The organism is Tenacibaculum profundi (genome assembly GCF_057162725.1).
Genome location: NZ_CM169894.1, coordinates 3750343 through 3765381 on the forward strand (window position 1 = coordinate 3750343; position 15039 = coordinate 3765381).

Genomic DNA, 15039 nt, shown 5'->3' on the forward strand with positions numbered 1-15039 from the left:
AACTTTCGGGATAAAGGTTTGATATGGCATTGCTATATGCATACTTTTCCTGATAACAAAATTTAAAATAACTAATTAAGGATGAAAAAAAAGGTACTTTGTTTAAGTGTTTTAACATCAATGTTTGCGTTGAGTAGCTATGCTCAAGAGAAAGTGAAAAACGTAGAATTAGATGAAGTGGTAATTTCTGATTCAAAATTTAAATTGAAAAAAGAAAATTCAGGAAAGGTAATTCATAAAATTACTCCAGAAATTATTGAAAATAATGCAGGGAGGAGCGTGGTAGATGTAATTAATGGTATTGCTGGAATTGAGATTAATGGAAATACAAGTTCTCCAGGACAAAACATTGATTTATTTATTAGAGGAGGTAGATCGAAAGAGGTTGTAGTTCTTATCGATGGAGTACAAGTTTCTGATCCTGGTAACTTTTCAGGATCATTTGATTTGAGATATCTTGATTTAAGTAATGTTGAATCAATAGAGGTTGTAAAAGGAGCGGCAAGTACTTTATATGGAACAGGAGCAGCAACAGCAGTAATTAATATTAAATTAAAAGAGGCTCAGTCAGGAAAGTCAAACGTGGCGTTATCTATTTTTGGCGGAACGAATAATGATCAAGTATCAAGTAACGGTACTTCAATCCAAAGCTCGGTAAATGTAAATGGTAAGATTGAAAATTTTGATTACATAGTAAATTTCTCATCTTTTGACACACGCGGAACTTCTTCAGCAAAAGCAGAGGACGGGACTACTTTTATTGATGACCCGTTCCAAAGAATTGCTACAAATATAAAATTAGGATATAAGTTTAGAGAAAAGTTTTCAATAAAGACTTTTGGTAGTTATTCTGAATTTAACAATAGTTTTGACGCTGGTTCTTTTGCAGATGGAATAAACAATACACTAGATAAGAGTTACAGACTTAGTGTGAGCCCAAGATACACCTATAGAAAAGGAAGTATTCAAGTAAATGCAGCATATAGTAGATACAATGCTAATAGAGAAAAAACAAGTTATCCTGCGACGATGGAATCTGAAAACTATATCGTTGATGCTTTTGTTAAGCATCAATTCGATAAGTTTTATGTAGTTGGAGGATTAAATTTTCAGTACAATGAAGTTGTTGATGCTTTTAATACTCCTTTTGGGGCAACTAGCTTAACAAAAGTAAATTATTCTGAATCTCCAATTACGAGACTAATCGATCCTTATTTGAATGCAGTTTATGTTTCTGGATTCGGATTAAACGTAAATGCAGGAGCACGTTTGAATACTCATAATAAATATGGAAATCACTTTGTATATAATATTAATCCGTCGTATAGAATCAAACTACCAGAGGGTTATGTTAAGTTTTTAGGTTCTTATAGTACTGCATTTTTAGCACCAACAATTCAAAATTTATATGATGTACAATATGGTAATTTAGATTTGGAACCTCAAGAAAGTAATACAATCGAAGGAGGAGTGGAGTACAAATACGGCAGTTTAGTTTTAAATACTGTTTATTTTAATAGAGATTTAGAAAATATTATTGGGTTTGACAGTAACACTTTTAAATCAATAAATCAAGGTAAAGCAAAAATTCAAGGTATTGAGTTTAATGTAAATTATAGTATTTTAAATAACTTAAAAGTAAATGCAAATTATACTTACACGGATAACGAAGATTTGGTAGTAAGAATTCCAAAGCATAAAGTAAATGCTGGAGTAAATTATGGATTGAAAAAAACAAACTTTGGTATAACATATCAGTATGTTAGCGATAGAGATGATACAGATTTTAGAAATTATCCTTCGGTAAATGTTCCATTAGAAGCATATTCTTTATTAAACTTTTCAGCAAATCACGAATTAAACAAAAATGTTAAATTGTTTTTAGTTGCTACGAATATTTTCAATGAAGATTATCAAGAAGTTTTTGGTTTTACAACTTTAGGAAGAAATTACAATATAGGAGTTCGTTTGAACTTTTAAAAAAAATAAACAATAAAAATACACTAATTGTAATATTCTTTTTGTCTTTTATTTAATGCTAGACTAAAGTTATAAATAATGATTTGATTTATATTCAAAGTACTGAATTTATAAATAAGAACATAATAAACCATATAAATTTTATATTACCTATAAAGTTGAGAGACCTGTTGGGATAGAGTCAATATTCTAATATTGAAGTAAGATTATAGATTTATTTAACATAAACTTTGGAAGAAAGCTATTTCCTTAGGAAAGACTGAAGTTTACAAATGTTGGTATTATGCCAGTAAGGCGCAAAGATTTGCAGTTAATTGCGGCAAAAATGGATATTTAACTACAGCAATAACTAATGGAGTTAAGTTTTTTTACAATTTCTGATATTTATAATAATTGAAATAATAGGATTTTTGTAGATACCGATTCAGATGGAGATGATGTTTATGATGACCAGAACGATTGTCTTAATGAATATGGGCGTTTATCTAATAGAGGTTGTCCTCTCGATGTAGATTTATTATTTGATTTAGTTAATACAACTCAAACAAATGACTGTTATGATTGTATCGAATTTACCGACCGAATAAAAAAGAATAATATTATACCTGTTATTAATAGATATGGAGGAAATATGACTATAAATCCTATTGCATTAAAGGATTTAGGGGGCAACATGAATACACCTGTAAAGGTTAGATTCTATTTATACGAAAACGAAGTGTTATACTCAGATGATAAAGGAATTGGTAACCGAACTCGTATTTCACAAAACCTAGGTGGTTTTTAATCAACTTGTACAGATCGTTTTAGTAATAATTGTGAAATGTTAAGGGGTTCAAATGAAGGTCGTGATATTGGTGATAGTTTGGAATATAAAGACTATTATTTAATTATAGGTATTGACGAAGAAGAATAATTAACGCTTGAGACCAATCGAATTAATAATTAAATAGTTTTTAAAGTTAGGTGTACAGGGCAGAGACGAAGGACTTCTATCAAATCAGTAGATTTATAGTTTAATAAAGTTTTCGATATCACAGGAAATCTTATTAAATCTATTTTAGAGGATAAAGAAATGAATATCTATTTATCCTTAGGAAAACTATTATCACTGACAGGCAGAGGAGGAAAAGAATGAAAGTATATAAGAATTAAATTCTCTTAAGAGCAAAATAAGTTACTTAAAAAAAGACTTACCGTTGATGGTTTTTTTATTTATATGTTGTTTTTCTAAACATGTATTAATTTTTGAAAAACTTATAAAATACTTTATACCTAGTGTAACATTAATTTAATATAAACGTCTTGTATTAAGGAGATTGATGAATTAGTTGTAAAAATATATCATTCACCTTTTTAAAAGCTATTAGGCATAAAATAAAATATAAATGATAAGAATAGAAAATCTTCATAAATCTTATCCGATAGGGAAAGATTCTCTTCATGTTTTAAAAGGACTAAATCTTCATATAAAAGAAGGAGAATTTGTTTCTATTATGGGGTCTTCTGGTTCAGGGAAATCTACACTTTTGAATATCGTTGGATTGTTAGATACTCATGATGAGGGAAGATATTATTTAAATAATCAATCGATTGAAAATTTGAATGAGAAAAAGGCAGCAATTTTACGTAACAAATTTTTGGGATTTGTTTTTCAATCGTTTAATTTAATTTCTTATAAGACAGCACTTGAAAACGTAGCCTTACCACTTTACTATAAAGGTGTTAATAGAAAAGAAAGATTGAAAACGGCTTTATTATTTCTAGAAAAAGTAGGATTAAAGCAATGGGCAAATCATTTACCAAATGAATTGTCTGGTGGTCAAAAGCAACGTGTTGCTATAGCAAGGGCATTGGTAACGAAACCAATAGTTGTATTAGCAGATGAACCAACTGGGGCACTAGATTCAACAACTACTGATTCTGTAATGGATTTATTAAAAGAAATTAATGATGAAGGAATGACTGTTTTTGTAATTACTCATGAAGAAGATGTTGCTGAACAGACTGATAGGGTCGTAAGGTTGAAAGACGGAATTATTATAAGTGATGAATTAACAAATACAGGAAGATCTAAAGCTCATAATTATGTTTGATCTAGATCGTTGGAGGGAAATATTTCAGAGTATTAGAAAAAATAAACTTCGTTCAATTCTTTCAGGTTTTACAGTAGCTTTTGCTATTTTGTTATTCACATTACTTTTTGGAATTGTAACAGGTCTTCAAAACCAATTTAAAACAGCTTTTGTAGACGATGCTCAAAATGCGATTTTTGTAAGGGTATGGAAAACATCAAAACCATACAAAGGTTTACAAGCAGGACGAAAAGTTCAGCTTGAGAATAAAGATTTTGATTTTGTAAAGAAGGAGTATAAAAATAAAATTCAATACTTAACAGCAAGAATTTATAAGAATGTTAATATTTCATTTGGAAGAAATAAAAATAATTATTCATTAAGAGCGGTTCATCCAGATCATCAGTTTTTAGAGAAGACGATAATAGATGAAGGAAGATATATTAATGATCTAGATCTTCAGAGAAAGTTGAAAGTAGTTGTCATTGGGAGACTTATAAAAAAAGATCTTTTCGGGGGAAAACCAGCTTTAGGAAAAAGAATTAATATTAATGGTATTTTATATAAAGTAGTGGGAGTTTTCTCAGATGAGGGGGGAGATAATGAAGAAAGAATAGCTTACATGCCAGTTACAACAGCACAAAGATTATATGGGAATAGTGAATATATTGATCAAATTAACATAGGTTACGATCCCAAGTTAAGCTTAAGTGAGGCTGTTATATTAGGGAATAGAATGGAAAAAGAGCTGAGAAGCAAACTTGATATTCACCCAGATGATCAAAGTGCCTTATCAGTACATAACTTAGCTGAGGCAAATCAAGGAATAAATCAATTTATGTTAGCCTTATATTTCATAGTAATTTTTGTTGGTTCAGGAACTTTAATTGCTGGAATTATTGGAATTAGTAATATTATGATTTTTGTTATTAAAGAAAGAACAAAGGAATTTGGTATAAGAAAAGCATTAGGGGCGCAACCAGCATCTATTATTGGAATGGTTATACAAGAATCGATTTTAATTACTGCTTTATCTGGTTACATTGGCTTGTCAATAGGGACCTATATTTTAAGTGCCATAGGAGATAGTTTAGAGGAGTTCTTTATCAAAGATCCAAGTGTTAGCCCAAGAATCGTAATTATTGCAACTATTATTCTTATTTTATCAGGATTAATAGCTGGGTATTTACCTGCTAAAAAAGCCGCACAGATAAAACCAATTGTAGCACTAAGAGCTGATTAGTTATGAAATTTTTATTTGATACCGATACATGGCAAGAAATTTACGGTAGTATCCGTAAAAATAAAATTAGAACTGTAATTACAATTATAGGTGTTCTGTGGGGGATTTTTATTTTGGTCGTATTACTGGGAGCCGCAAGAGGAATGGAAAATAATTTTAAAAAATTATTTGGAGACTTTGCAACGAATAGTGTTTTTATCTGGACTCAAGCAACAGATAAACCTTTTAAAGGTTTTCAAAAAGGTAGAAGTCTAAACCTAACTTTTGATGATATTGAAATATTAAAACGTACATATAAAGATGAAATAAAACTATTAGCTCCTAGAAATCAGACTAACAGTAGGTTGATGAGAAATTTTAAGACAGGAGATTTTAAAATTAGTGGAGATTATCCAGTATTGGATAAAATTCAAAAGAAAGATCTGGTATATGGAAGGTTCATAAATGAAAGTGATATTACCAATACAAGAAAAGTATGTGTTATTTCTGAAAATATTTATAAACAACTTTTTGAAAAAAATGAATACCCAGTAGGAGAGTATATAAAAATTAATGAAGTAACCTATAAAGTTGTGGGTATTTATAAGTTGTCAAGTGGTGTTGAAATTGATGGAGAAACGGCTTACATTCCTTTTACCACTTTTAAAAAGATATATAATACAAGTAATAATATTGACTGGATGATGGTGACTGCTAATAAGAACATTGATATTGAACAGATAGAACAAAATATGATCCAAACATTAAAAGCCTTGCATAAAGTTCATCCTGATGATGAAAGAGCGTTTGGATCATTTAATCTTGGAACTAGAATAGATAAACTAAATGGATTTTTGAAAGGAATGCAGTTTTTGACATGGTTTGTTGGAATTGCAACTTTAATAGCAGGAGTTTTTGCAATTGGTAATATATTATTAATAACTGTAAAAGAAAGAACAAAAGAAATTGGAATACGCAGAGCTTTAGGAGCAACTCCATCAAGTATTAGAAGGCAAATTATATTAGAATCTGTTTTTTTAACAACGATAGCAGGTATGTTAGGGATAATATTGGGAGGAGGTATTCTTTTTTTATTAGATACTACGATAGCATCAGGAGAAAATCCAATATTAGTAAATCCAACGGTGAATATCCCCATAATAATAATTTCATTTTCAATATTAATTATACTAGGTACATTGATAGGATTAATACCAGCACATATGGCAACATTAATAAAACCAATAGAGGCCTTAAGAGAGGAATAAAACAATTAATAAATTATGAGCAGAAGATCAAAAATCATTTTAGTAATTATAACAGTTTTATTTATAACTGTTCTAATTTGGTTAGGCAAAAAAAATAAAGAGAATATTGTTACTTACGATACAGAAAAACCATTTAAAGCGACTATTGAAAAAAAGGCGGTGGCAACAGGTAGAGTTATTCCTTTAGAAGAAGTAGATATTAAACCACAAATTTCTGGTATTATTGAAAAAGTATATCTTGAAGAGGGCGTAATTGTTGAGAGTGGAGATTTAATTGCAACAATAAGAGTAGTACCTAATGTACAGTCTTTAAATTCTGCAAACGGAATTGTCAAGAATGCTCAGTTAACTTATGAAAATGCTAAAATACAGTATGATAGAAATAAAAAGCTATTTGATAAAGGTGTCATATCCGGTCAGGACTATGAAAATTCTCTACTAAGTTTTAATAATGCAAAGCAAGGTTTAAACAATGCTAAATCTGATTTGGATATTATAAAAAGAGGTACAACAGCAGGATTAGGAAGAACAGCGAATACAAATATTAGGGCAACAACATCTGGTATGATTGTAGAGATACCTGTGAAAAAAGGATATCAAGTAATTCAAAGCAATAATTTTAATGAAGGAACAACGATTGCTACAATTGCAGATATGACAAAAATGATTTTTGAAGGAAATGTAGATGAATCTGAAGTTGGTAAATTAGTAAAAAATAGCAATATAGAGGTTTCTATTGGAGCGATTGAAGGAAAAAAATTCCCAGCAAAGTTAAATTTTATAGCCCCAAAAGGGACAGAAGAGAATGGTGCTGTTCAATTTAAAATAAAGGCTGACGTATTTTTAGATGATACTCATTTTGTCAGAGCAGGTTATAGCGCTAATGCTAACATTATTTTAGAGAAAAAAGATAGTGTTCTATCAATTAAAGAATCATTACTTAGGTTTGATAAGGACACAGAAAAGCCTTATGTTGAAATTAAAACTAATGAAAATGACGACTTTGAAAAGAAAAACCTCGAGCTAGGAGTATCTGATGGAGTAAATGTAGAAGTCTTAGGAGGATTAAAAGAAAACGACGAAGTTAAAGTTTGGAATAAAGCATCAAAAGAAAAATAAAATTTAAGTTAGCAAGGTTCTAGTCTCTTCGAAATTACATTCATAAAAAAAGTCCTGTACATTACAGGACTTTTTTTATGAATAAGAGTTTGTTTTTTATTTTTCATCTGAAACCATGCTTTTAGCTTTAGCAGGAACAATTTTATTATCAACAAAACCTTTAATTTTTAATACTGTTCTTCCAGATTCTCTTGAAGTAGAAGCTTTTTTAGCTAATTTTTTAGCTAATTTTTTAACTTTATTCATTTCAGCTAACTTCTTTGGTTCTACAGATCTCTTTGCGTTTGAGATAATAGTAATTGCTTTTGAGAATCCTCCTTTTCTTTTGGTATCATAAGAAACTTCAATTTCACCTTTTTCTCCTGGCATTATTGGTTTTTCTGGCTTTTTAGGAACGGTACATCCACAAGTAGATTGAACACTTTCTATTATTAAGGGCTCATCTCCAACATTTGTAAATTTAAAAACTCTTTTTCCTTCAGAGCCCGGTGCAATTTTTCCATAATCAATTGTTTCTTCGTCAAATTGAATTTCTTGAGCATTAACAGTTAATGCAATAAATAAAATAGTTACAAACGATAAAATTGTTTTCATAAATGTTATTTTTTAAGGGGTTATTTAACCAATGTACAAATTTAAAATTATTTTTTTTGTTTTAAAAAAAACCAAACTATTTTTCCATTGCAGAGAGATAGTTGTATTTTTGCTTTACTATTTTCAAAAATAATGCCAAAAAAAATATTTAGGCTAAATATAAAAAAAACATATGAATATTCCATCAAAATATAACGCTAAAGAAGTAGAAGGAAAATGGTATGATTACTGGATAGAACATAATTATTTTCATTCAGAAGTAGATGAAAGAGAACCGTATACAATTGTTATACCTCCACCAAATGTTACAGGAGTTCTTCATATGGGACATATGCTTAATAATACAATTCAAGATGTTTTAATTCGAAGGGCACGTTTGCAAGGTAAGAATGCATGTTGGGTTCCAGGTACCGATCATGCTTCTATTGCCACGGAGGCTAAGGTTGTTGCTAAATTAAGAGAACAAGGAATTAATAAAAATGACCTAACAAGAGACGAGTTTTTAAAACATGCCTGGGAATGGAAAAATGAATATGGAGGCATTATTTTAGAGCAACTAAAAAAGTTAGGAGCTTCTTGTGATTGGGAAAGAACTTCTTTTACAATGGATCCTGCTTTGTCAGAATCAGTTATAAAGGTTTTTGTTGATTTATATAACAAAGGATTTATTTACAGAGGGTTCCGTATGGTAAATTGGGATCCTGAAGCAAAAACAACATTATCTGATGAAGAGGTAATTTATGAGGAACGTCAAGGAAATCTTTATTACTTGCAATATGATTTAGTAAATTCTGATGAAAAGGTAATTATTGCAACTACGCGTCCTGAAACTATTTTAGGTGATACAGCTATATGTATTAATCCTGAGGATGAACGTTACACTCATTTGAGAGGTAAACAAGTAATTGTTCCTTTATCTAATAGAGTAATTCCTATTATTGAAGATGATTATGTTGATGTAGAGTTCGGAACAGGATGTTTGAAAGTAACTCCTGCACATGATGAAAATGATAAGGTTTTAGGAGATAAACATAACCTTGAAGTTATTGATATTTTTAATGAAGATGCAAGTTTAAATTCATTTGGTTTACACTATGAAGGAAAGGACAGGTTTGTTGTAAGAAAAGAAATAGCAAAAGAACTTGAAGAGAAAGGTTATTTAGTAAAAATAGAACAACACACCAATAAAGTAGGAACTTCTGAAAGAACGAAAGCGGTAATTGAGCCAAGATTATCGGATCAATGGTTCTTGAAAATGGAAGATTTAGCCAAACCTGCTTTAGATGCTGTATTGGGAGAAAATAGAGATGTAAAATTATATCCAAGAAAGTTCGAGAATACCTATCGTCACTGGATGGAAAATGTTCGTGACTGGAATATTTCGCGTCAATTATGGTGGGGACAGCAAATTCCTGCTTATTACTATGGTGAAGGTAAAGAAGATTTTGTAGTTGCTGAAACTATTGAAAAGGCTTTAGCATTGGCAGTTGAAAAAACTAAAAATAATGATCTAACAATAAAAGATCTTCGTCAAGATGAAGATGCCTTAGATACTTGGTTCTCTTCTTGGTTATGGCCAATGAGTGTTTTTGATGGGATAAGAAATCCAGAAAATGAAGAAATTAAGTATTATTATCCAACCAATGATTTAGTAACGGGTCCAGATATTTTATTTTTTTGGGTGGCTCGTATGATTGTTGCTGGATATGAATATAGAGATCAACGTCCGTTCGAAAATGTGTATTTGACAGGTTTAGTGCGTGATAAACAACGTCGAAAAATGTCAAAGTCATTAGGTAATTCTCCTGATGCCTTAAAACTCATTGAAGATTATGGAGCTGATGGTGTTCGTGTTGGTTTATTATTAAGTTCTGCAGCAGGTAATGATCTTTTATTTGATGAAGCTCTTTGCCAACAAGGAAAAGGTCTAGGAAATAAGGTGTGGAGCGCTTTTTATTTGACAAATATTTGGGAAGTTTCAGAATCTTTGGAGCAGCCACAATCTAGTAAGATAGCATTAGACTGGTACAAAGCAAAATTCCAAAAGAACTTAACGGAAATTGAGGATCATTACAGTAAATATCGTTTGAGTGATGTAATCATGTCGATATATAAATTAATCTATGACGATTTCTGTGGATGGTTATTGGAGATCGTAAAGCCTGGATATAAGCAACCAATAGATGAGAAAACTTACAATGAAGTAATTGCATTATTTGAAGATAATTTGAAAATCTTACATCCGTTCATGCCATTTATTACAGAGGAAATTTGGCAAGCTATTGCTAACAGAACTCCTGAAGAGGCATTAATTATAGCGAAGTATCCAACTTCTCAACAAGTAGAGGAAAGCTTAATCACTCAGTTTGATTTTGCATCAGAGGTGGTTTCTGGTATTAGAACAATCAGAAAAGAAAAGAATATAGCTTTCAAAGAAACCATAGATTTAATAATTACTAATAACGAAAAAGTTACAGCTAATTTTGATAATGTAATTAAGAAGTTAGGAAATATCGAGGTATTATCATACTCTGATGAGAAGATAGAAGGAGCTTTGAGTTTTCGCGTGAAATCAAATGAGTATTTCGTACCAATATCAGCGGATAATGTGAATGTGGAAGAGGAGGTTCAAAAATTAACAGAAGAGCTTAATTATACCGAAGGATTCCTTAAATCAGTACAAAAAAAGTTGGCTAATGAGCGTTTTGTGAGTAATGCACCAGAACAAGTAGTAGCTAATGAAAAGAAAAAAGAGGCTGATGCTTTGGCAAAAATTGAAACGATAAAAAATAGTTTAGCTAGTTTACAGTAAATAAGAAATAGTATAATTTATAAAAGGGACTGTCGTATTTGAGAGTCCCTTTTTTAGTTATAAGAGCTAGTCAAGTTTTTAATATGAAATACCATTTTGAGTTATTTTTTTAGAATGCTAGCGAAGAAAAAAAGGCATTGAGAACTCTATATAGTTTTAAAAAAATACTTCTTGATGGCAGATTTTGCGAAGTCCTAGTGTTAATTTTTAGTTATTGCCTTTTATCTTTTAGGCATATGAGTTTTGTTCTGAAGATACTATGTATTTTTCTAAAATAACTTTTTACTGAAATTACAGAATTTAAAAATATTTTTATAGTTGTCTTCTTTGTTTTTTTAGAAATCATAAACCGAGTTAAGCACATTCGAATTTCGTTCGAAGGCTTCGGATTTCTGTCATTTAAAAACAAGAAAAGTTGTTAAGGTGAAAGACAAAAGTAAAGAACGCATTGCCAAATCTGCTCCCTAAAAGTTTAAGGTACAATTAGGTAAAACAGCAGTTCTAGTAGTTCAAGAATCAGCGAAAGAACAAAGGAGCATGTAGAAATAGATAATCTAGGAACATAACAAAATAACGCAAATCCAATCCAATTTTCTGGAGTAATAATTACGGTTCTAGTACTACAATTTCCTAGGCGAATAAAAAATAATGTTAACCCTAAAGAATACCCGCCGTTTGCTATGGAAAAGAAAGGGAAAGAAGAAAACATTCGTACGATTAAAAGTGTCGCAGAAGATTCTAGTTTTATCGCCTTAAAAACAGCACTTACCAGTAAAGCTAACTAACAAAGTCATCACAAGTGAGGGGAGGTGAAGTAGCATAAAAGGCTCAGCGTTCGACACCAGTACCAAGTAATGAGCGAATAAATAGTTCACAAGCCAATCAGATAGCTGCGATGGAACAGCAAGAATCGGGTGAATTTAATACTGTTGCTTTTAAAAAGCAATTGGAAGGCAAAATTACCAAAATGATGTTAACCTTAGTTTTAAATTTAAGCTGCTAAAAAAAGAAATATTAGGTTTTAGGAGTATATTATAGATATACAGCAATTATATTACATGCATCCTGTTCCAGAAAAAGAGTAGTCTGATGCTTTTAGGAATTATTATGAGGACTTAGTAAAGTTTTTTTCAATTCATAAAGGATACAAAAATGTCCATATTTTAAAATAAAAAAGACTACAATTCCGATTTATAGCCTTTTTTAGGTTTCTATGAATTAAATTTAGTTTTCTTGTCGATAATAAGCTAATAAGGTGTTTTTTAACAGCATCGCAATCGTCATTGGCCCAACTCCTCCAGGAACAGGGGTAATATGAGAAACTTTATCTTTTACCGCATTAAAATCTACATCACCAACCAACCTAAAACCATTTTTTTTGGAAGCATCTGCAACTCTTGTAATACCAACATCAATAATGATAGCACCTTTTTTTACCATATTACCTTTCAAAAATTCAGGGATACCAATTGCGGCAACTATTATATCGGCTTCCTTAGTTAAGGTTTCTAAATTTTGTGTCCTACTATGTGCCAACGTTACGGTTGCATTTCCTATTTTTCTTTTTTGAGAAAGTAAGATACTCATGGGGCTTCCAACAATATGACTTCGTCCAATAACAACGACATTTTTGCCTGAAGTTTTAATATGGTACCTTTCCAATAATTCGATTATTCCAAATGGTGTAGCTGAAATAAAAGTAGGTAGGTTTAATGCTAATTTACCGACATTCATAGGGTGAAAGCCATCAACGTCTTTTTTGGGGTCTATGGCCATTAGTATCTTGTGTTCATCAATATGATCTGGAAGTGGTAATTGCACTATAAATCCGTTAATGTCATTATCAACATTAAGAACCGCTATCTCATTAAGAAGTTCCTCTTCGGTTGTTTTTTCAGTTAGTCGAATTAATGTAGATTCAAAACCTACCCGTTCACAAGCTTTTACTTTCGCATTTACGTATGTTAAGCTAGCTCCGTCATTTCCTACTATTATAGCTGCTAAATGAGGTGGTTTTTTATCTTGATTTTTTAATTCTGAGACTTCTAGAGCAATTTCTTCTTTAATATCAGCTGAAGTCTTTTTTCCGTCAAGTAATATCATGATTTTTGTGTTGTGGTTTTATCAAGTATAATAAAATATAAAAAGAGAAGTTTTTACTTCTCTTTTTATATTGTTTATGTTTTAATTTTATCTCATTCCTCTCATCATTTGCATCATTTTCCTTCCACCGCCACCTTGCATCATTTTCATCATCTTACTCATTTGATCAAATTGTTTCATGAGTTGATTTACTTCCTGAACGGAAGTTCCAGATCCTTTTGCAATTCTTTTTTTACGACTTGAGTTAATCATGGTAGGGGTACTTCTTTCAGAAGGAGTCATAGAATGAATAATTGCTTCAATTCCTTTGAAAGCATTATCGTCTATATCTATATCTTTTAAAGCTTTTCCAGCTCCAGGAATCATGCCAACTAAATCTTTCATGCTTCCCATTTTTTTAATTTGTTGAATTTGGCTTAAAAAATCATCAAAACCGAATTGATTTTTAGCAATTTTCTTTTGAAGTTTTCTTGCTTCTTGCTCATCATATTGTTCTTGGGCACGCTCCACTAGGGAAATAACATCTCCCATTCCCAGTATACGGTCAGCCATACGATCTGGATGAAATATATCTATAGCATCCATTTTTTCTCCAGTACCAATAAATTTTATTGGTTTGTCTACAACTGATTTGATAGATAATGCTGCACCACCACGCGTATCTCCGTCTAATTTGGTTAGAACAACTCCATCAAAATTTAAAACATCATTAAAGGCTTTAGCCGTATTAACAGCATCTTGACCTGTCATTGAATCCACTACAAAAAGTGTCTCTTGCGGAGTAACAGCTTTATGGATTTCAGAGATTTCAGTCATCATCTCTTCATCTACAGCTAGTCGACCTGCTGTATCTATAATAACAACGTTTTTACTGTTTGCCTTCGCATGTTGAATAGCATTTTTAGATATTTCAACAGGGTTTTGATTACCTTCCTCAGCATATACTTCAATACCTATTTGTTCTCCAACTACGCGAAGTTGATTGATGGCCGCAGGACGATAAACATCACAACCGACTAGTAATACTTGTTTAGATTTTTTTGTTTTTAAAAAGTTTGCAAGTTTACCAGAAAAAGTAGTTTTACCAGAACCTTGTAGCCCTGACATTAAAATTACTGTCGGGGATCCTCCTAAATTTATGCCAACAGCATCTCCACCCATTAAATTTGTTAATTCATCCTTAACAAGCTTAACCATTAATTGTCCAGGGTTCAACGTAGTCAATACGTCTTGCCCAATGGCCTTTTCTTTGACAGATTTTGTGAAATTTTTAGCTATTTTAAAGTTAACATCAGCATCTAGTAAAGCTCTACGGACTTCTTTTAAAGTTTCGGCAACGTTAACTTCTGTGATTTTTCCGTGACCTTTTAGCGTATGTAACGCTTTATCTAATTTTTCGCTTAAATTATTAAACATGTATAGGCATCATTTTAGAGTTGCAAATATAGGGAATTTGTATCATATGTGCTTGTTTAAGAAAGACAAGTTTTATTTTGAAAAGTATAAAAAAGAGTCATTTTTTCTTCCACAATTTCTAGTTATACAACTTCTTTAATTGAATATTTTTAGATTTTAAAAAGAGAAAATACAATTGGCTATATAAAATTTACAGCTCATTAAATCTGAATTTTTTGACTAAGATTTCGCTATTACTTTTGATAAAAGATTAATTAAAAGATACCCTAATAACAGCTATAATTAGATGGTTAACTTTGTATTTGGAAATCTGTAAGCAAAACATTTTTATGGTTTAACGAACACTGAAAAGTACTGTTACTCTATTTTTATAGTAATAGAGTTTCCAATGTACGTTTAAAAAATAAATCTAATTTGTAAATTACAATTTGAGTGGTAGGTAACTCCATT

10 protein-coding genes are annotated in these 15039 nt (G+C 30.9%); 7 read left to right on the forward strand and 3 right to left on the reverse strand.

What is annotated here, in order from left to right; translation table 11 throughout:
- Positions 1 to 81 precede the first annotated feature (81 nt).
- The 6 genes from AC2GW8_RS15190 (at position 82) to AC2GW8_RS15215 (ending at position 7664) form a co-directional block, all read left to right on the forward strand.
- Positions 82 to 1980, forward strand: a complete 1899-nt coding sequence (locus AC2GW8_RS15190) for a TonB-dependent receptor plug domain-containing protein (protein ID WP_440880728.1) — start codon at positions 82 to 84, stop codon at positions 1978 to 1980.
- A gap of 631 nt (positions 1981 to 2611) precedes the next feature.
- Positions 2612 to 2767, forward strand: coding sequence for a hypothetical protein (locus AC2GW8_RS15195; RefSeq protein WP_440880729.1), 156 nt, complete (start codon positions 2612 to 2614; stop codon positions 2765 to 2767).
- 601 nt (positions 2768 to 3368) lie between these two features.
- Complete coding sequence (locus AC2GW8_RS15200; RefSeq protein WP_440880730.1) at positions 3369 to 4076, forward strand: ABC transporter ATP-binding protein; 708 nt, start codon at positions 3369 to 3371, stop codon at positions 4074 to 4076.
- Positions 4069 to 5298 carry an ABC transporter permease gene (locus AC2GW8_RS15205; protein ID WP_440880731.1) on the forward strand — a complete coding sequence of 410 codons (1230 nt, stop codon included), beginning with the start codon at positions 4069 to 4071 and terminating at the stop codon, positions 5296 to 5298. The genes AC2GW8_RS15200 and AC2GW8_RS15205 overlap by 8 nt, the downstream gene beginning before the upstream one ends.
- 2 nt (positions 5299 to 5300) lie before the next feature.
- Entirely contained in the window at positions 5301 to 6545 is a 1245-nt protein-coding gene (locus tag AC2GW8_RS15210) for an ABC transporter permease (RefSeq protein WP_440880732.1), read from the forward strand.
- Positions 6546 to 6560: 15 nt separating this feature from the next.
- The gene (locus tag AC2GW8_RS15215; RefSeq protein WP_440880733.1) at positions 6561 to 7664 is read left to right on the forward strand and encodes an efflux RND transporter periplasmic adaptor subunit; all 1104 of its coding nucleotides are present in this window, start codon (positions 6561 to 6563) and stop codon (positions 7662 to 7664) included.
- A gap of 96 nt (positions 7665 to 7760) precedes the next feature.
- Here AC2GW8_RS15215 and AC2GW8_RS15220 read toward each other — a convergent pair whose 3' ends face one another.
- Positions 7761 to 8258, reverse strand: a complete 498-nt coding sequence (locus tag AC2GW8_RS15220) for a DUF1573 domain-containing protein (RefSeq protein ID WP_440880734.1) — start codon at positions 8256 to 8258, stop codon at positions 7761 to 7763.
- Between the two features lie 172 nt (positions 8259 to 8430).
- On the opposite strand from AC2GW8_RS15220, the gene AC2GW8_RS15225 reads away from it, so the two are divergent.
- Complete coding sequence (locus AC2GW8_RS15225) at positions 8431 to 11070, forward strand: valine--tRNA ligase (protein WP_440880735.1); 2640 nt, start codon at positions 8431 to 8433, stop codon at positions 11068 to 11070.
- A 1224-nt stretch (positions 11071 to 12294) separates the two neighbouring features.
- Here the strand turns inward: AC2GW8_RS15225 and folD are convergent.
- The gene (gene folD / locus AC2GW8_RS15230; RefSeq protein WP_440880736.1) at positions 12295 to 13173 is read right to left on the reverse strand and encodes a bifunctional methylenetetrahydrofolate dehydrogenase/methenyltetrahydrofolate cyclohydrolase FolD; all 879 of its coding nucleotides are present in this window, start codon (positions 13171 to 13173) and stop codon (positions 12295 to 12297) included.
- Between the two features lie 87 nt (positions 13174 to 13260).
- The gene (gene ffh / locus AC2GW8_RS15235; protein WP_440880737.1) at positions 13261 to 14589 is read right to left on the reverse strand and encodes a signal recognition particle protein; all 1329 of its coding nucleotides are present in this window, start codon (positions 14587 to 14589) and stop codon (positions 13261 to 13263) included.
- Positions 14590 to 15039 lie beyond the last annotated feature (450 nt).

Bases quoted from the DNA above. Each gene is read 5' to 3' on its own strand.
- AC2GW8_RS15205 (WP_440880731.1), top strand. From the start codon at position 4,069: ATGTTTGATCTAGATCGTTGGAGGGAAATATTTCAGAGTATTAGAAAA.
- AC2GW8_RS15210 (WP_440880732.1), top strand. From the start codon at position 5,301: ATGAAATTTTTATTTGATACCGATACATGGCAAGAAATTTACGGTAGT.
- AC2GW8_RS15195 (WP_440880729.1), top strand. From the start codon at position 2,612: ATGACTATAAATCCTATTGCATTAAAGGATTTAGGGGGCAACATGAAT.
- AC2GW8_RS15200 (WP_440880730.1), top strand. From the start codon at position 3,369: ATGATAAGAATAGAAAATCTTCATAAATCTTATCCGATAGGGAAAGAT.
- ffh (WP_440880737.1), bottom strand. From the start codon at position 14,589: ATGTTTAATAATTTAAGCGAAAAATTAGATAAAGCGTTACATACGCTA.
- folD (WP_440880736.1), bottom strand. From the start codon at position 13,173: ATGATATTACTTGACGGAAAAAAGACTTCAGCTGATATTAAAGAAGAA.
- AC2GW8_RS15190 (WP_440880728.1), top strand. From the start codon at position 82: ATGAAAAAAAAGGTACTTTGTTTAAGTGTTTTAACATCAATGTTTGCG.
- AC2GW8_RS15220 (WP_440880734.1), bottom strand. From the start codon at position 8,258: ATGAAAACAATTTTATCGTTTGTAACTATTTTATTTATTGCATTAACT.
- AC2GW8_RS15215 (WP_440880733.1), top strand. From the start codon at position 6,561: ATGAGCAGAAGATCAAAAATCATTTTAGTAATTATAACAGTTTTATTT.
- AC2GW8_RS15225 (WP_440880735.1), top strand. From the start codon at position 8,431: ATGAATATTCCATCAAAATATAACGCTAAAGAAGTAGAAGGAAAATGG.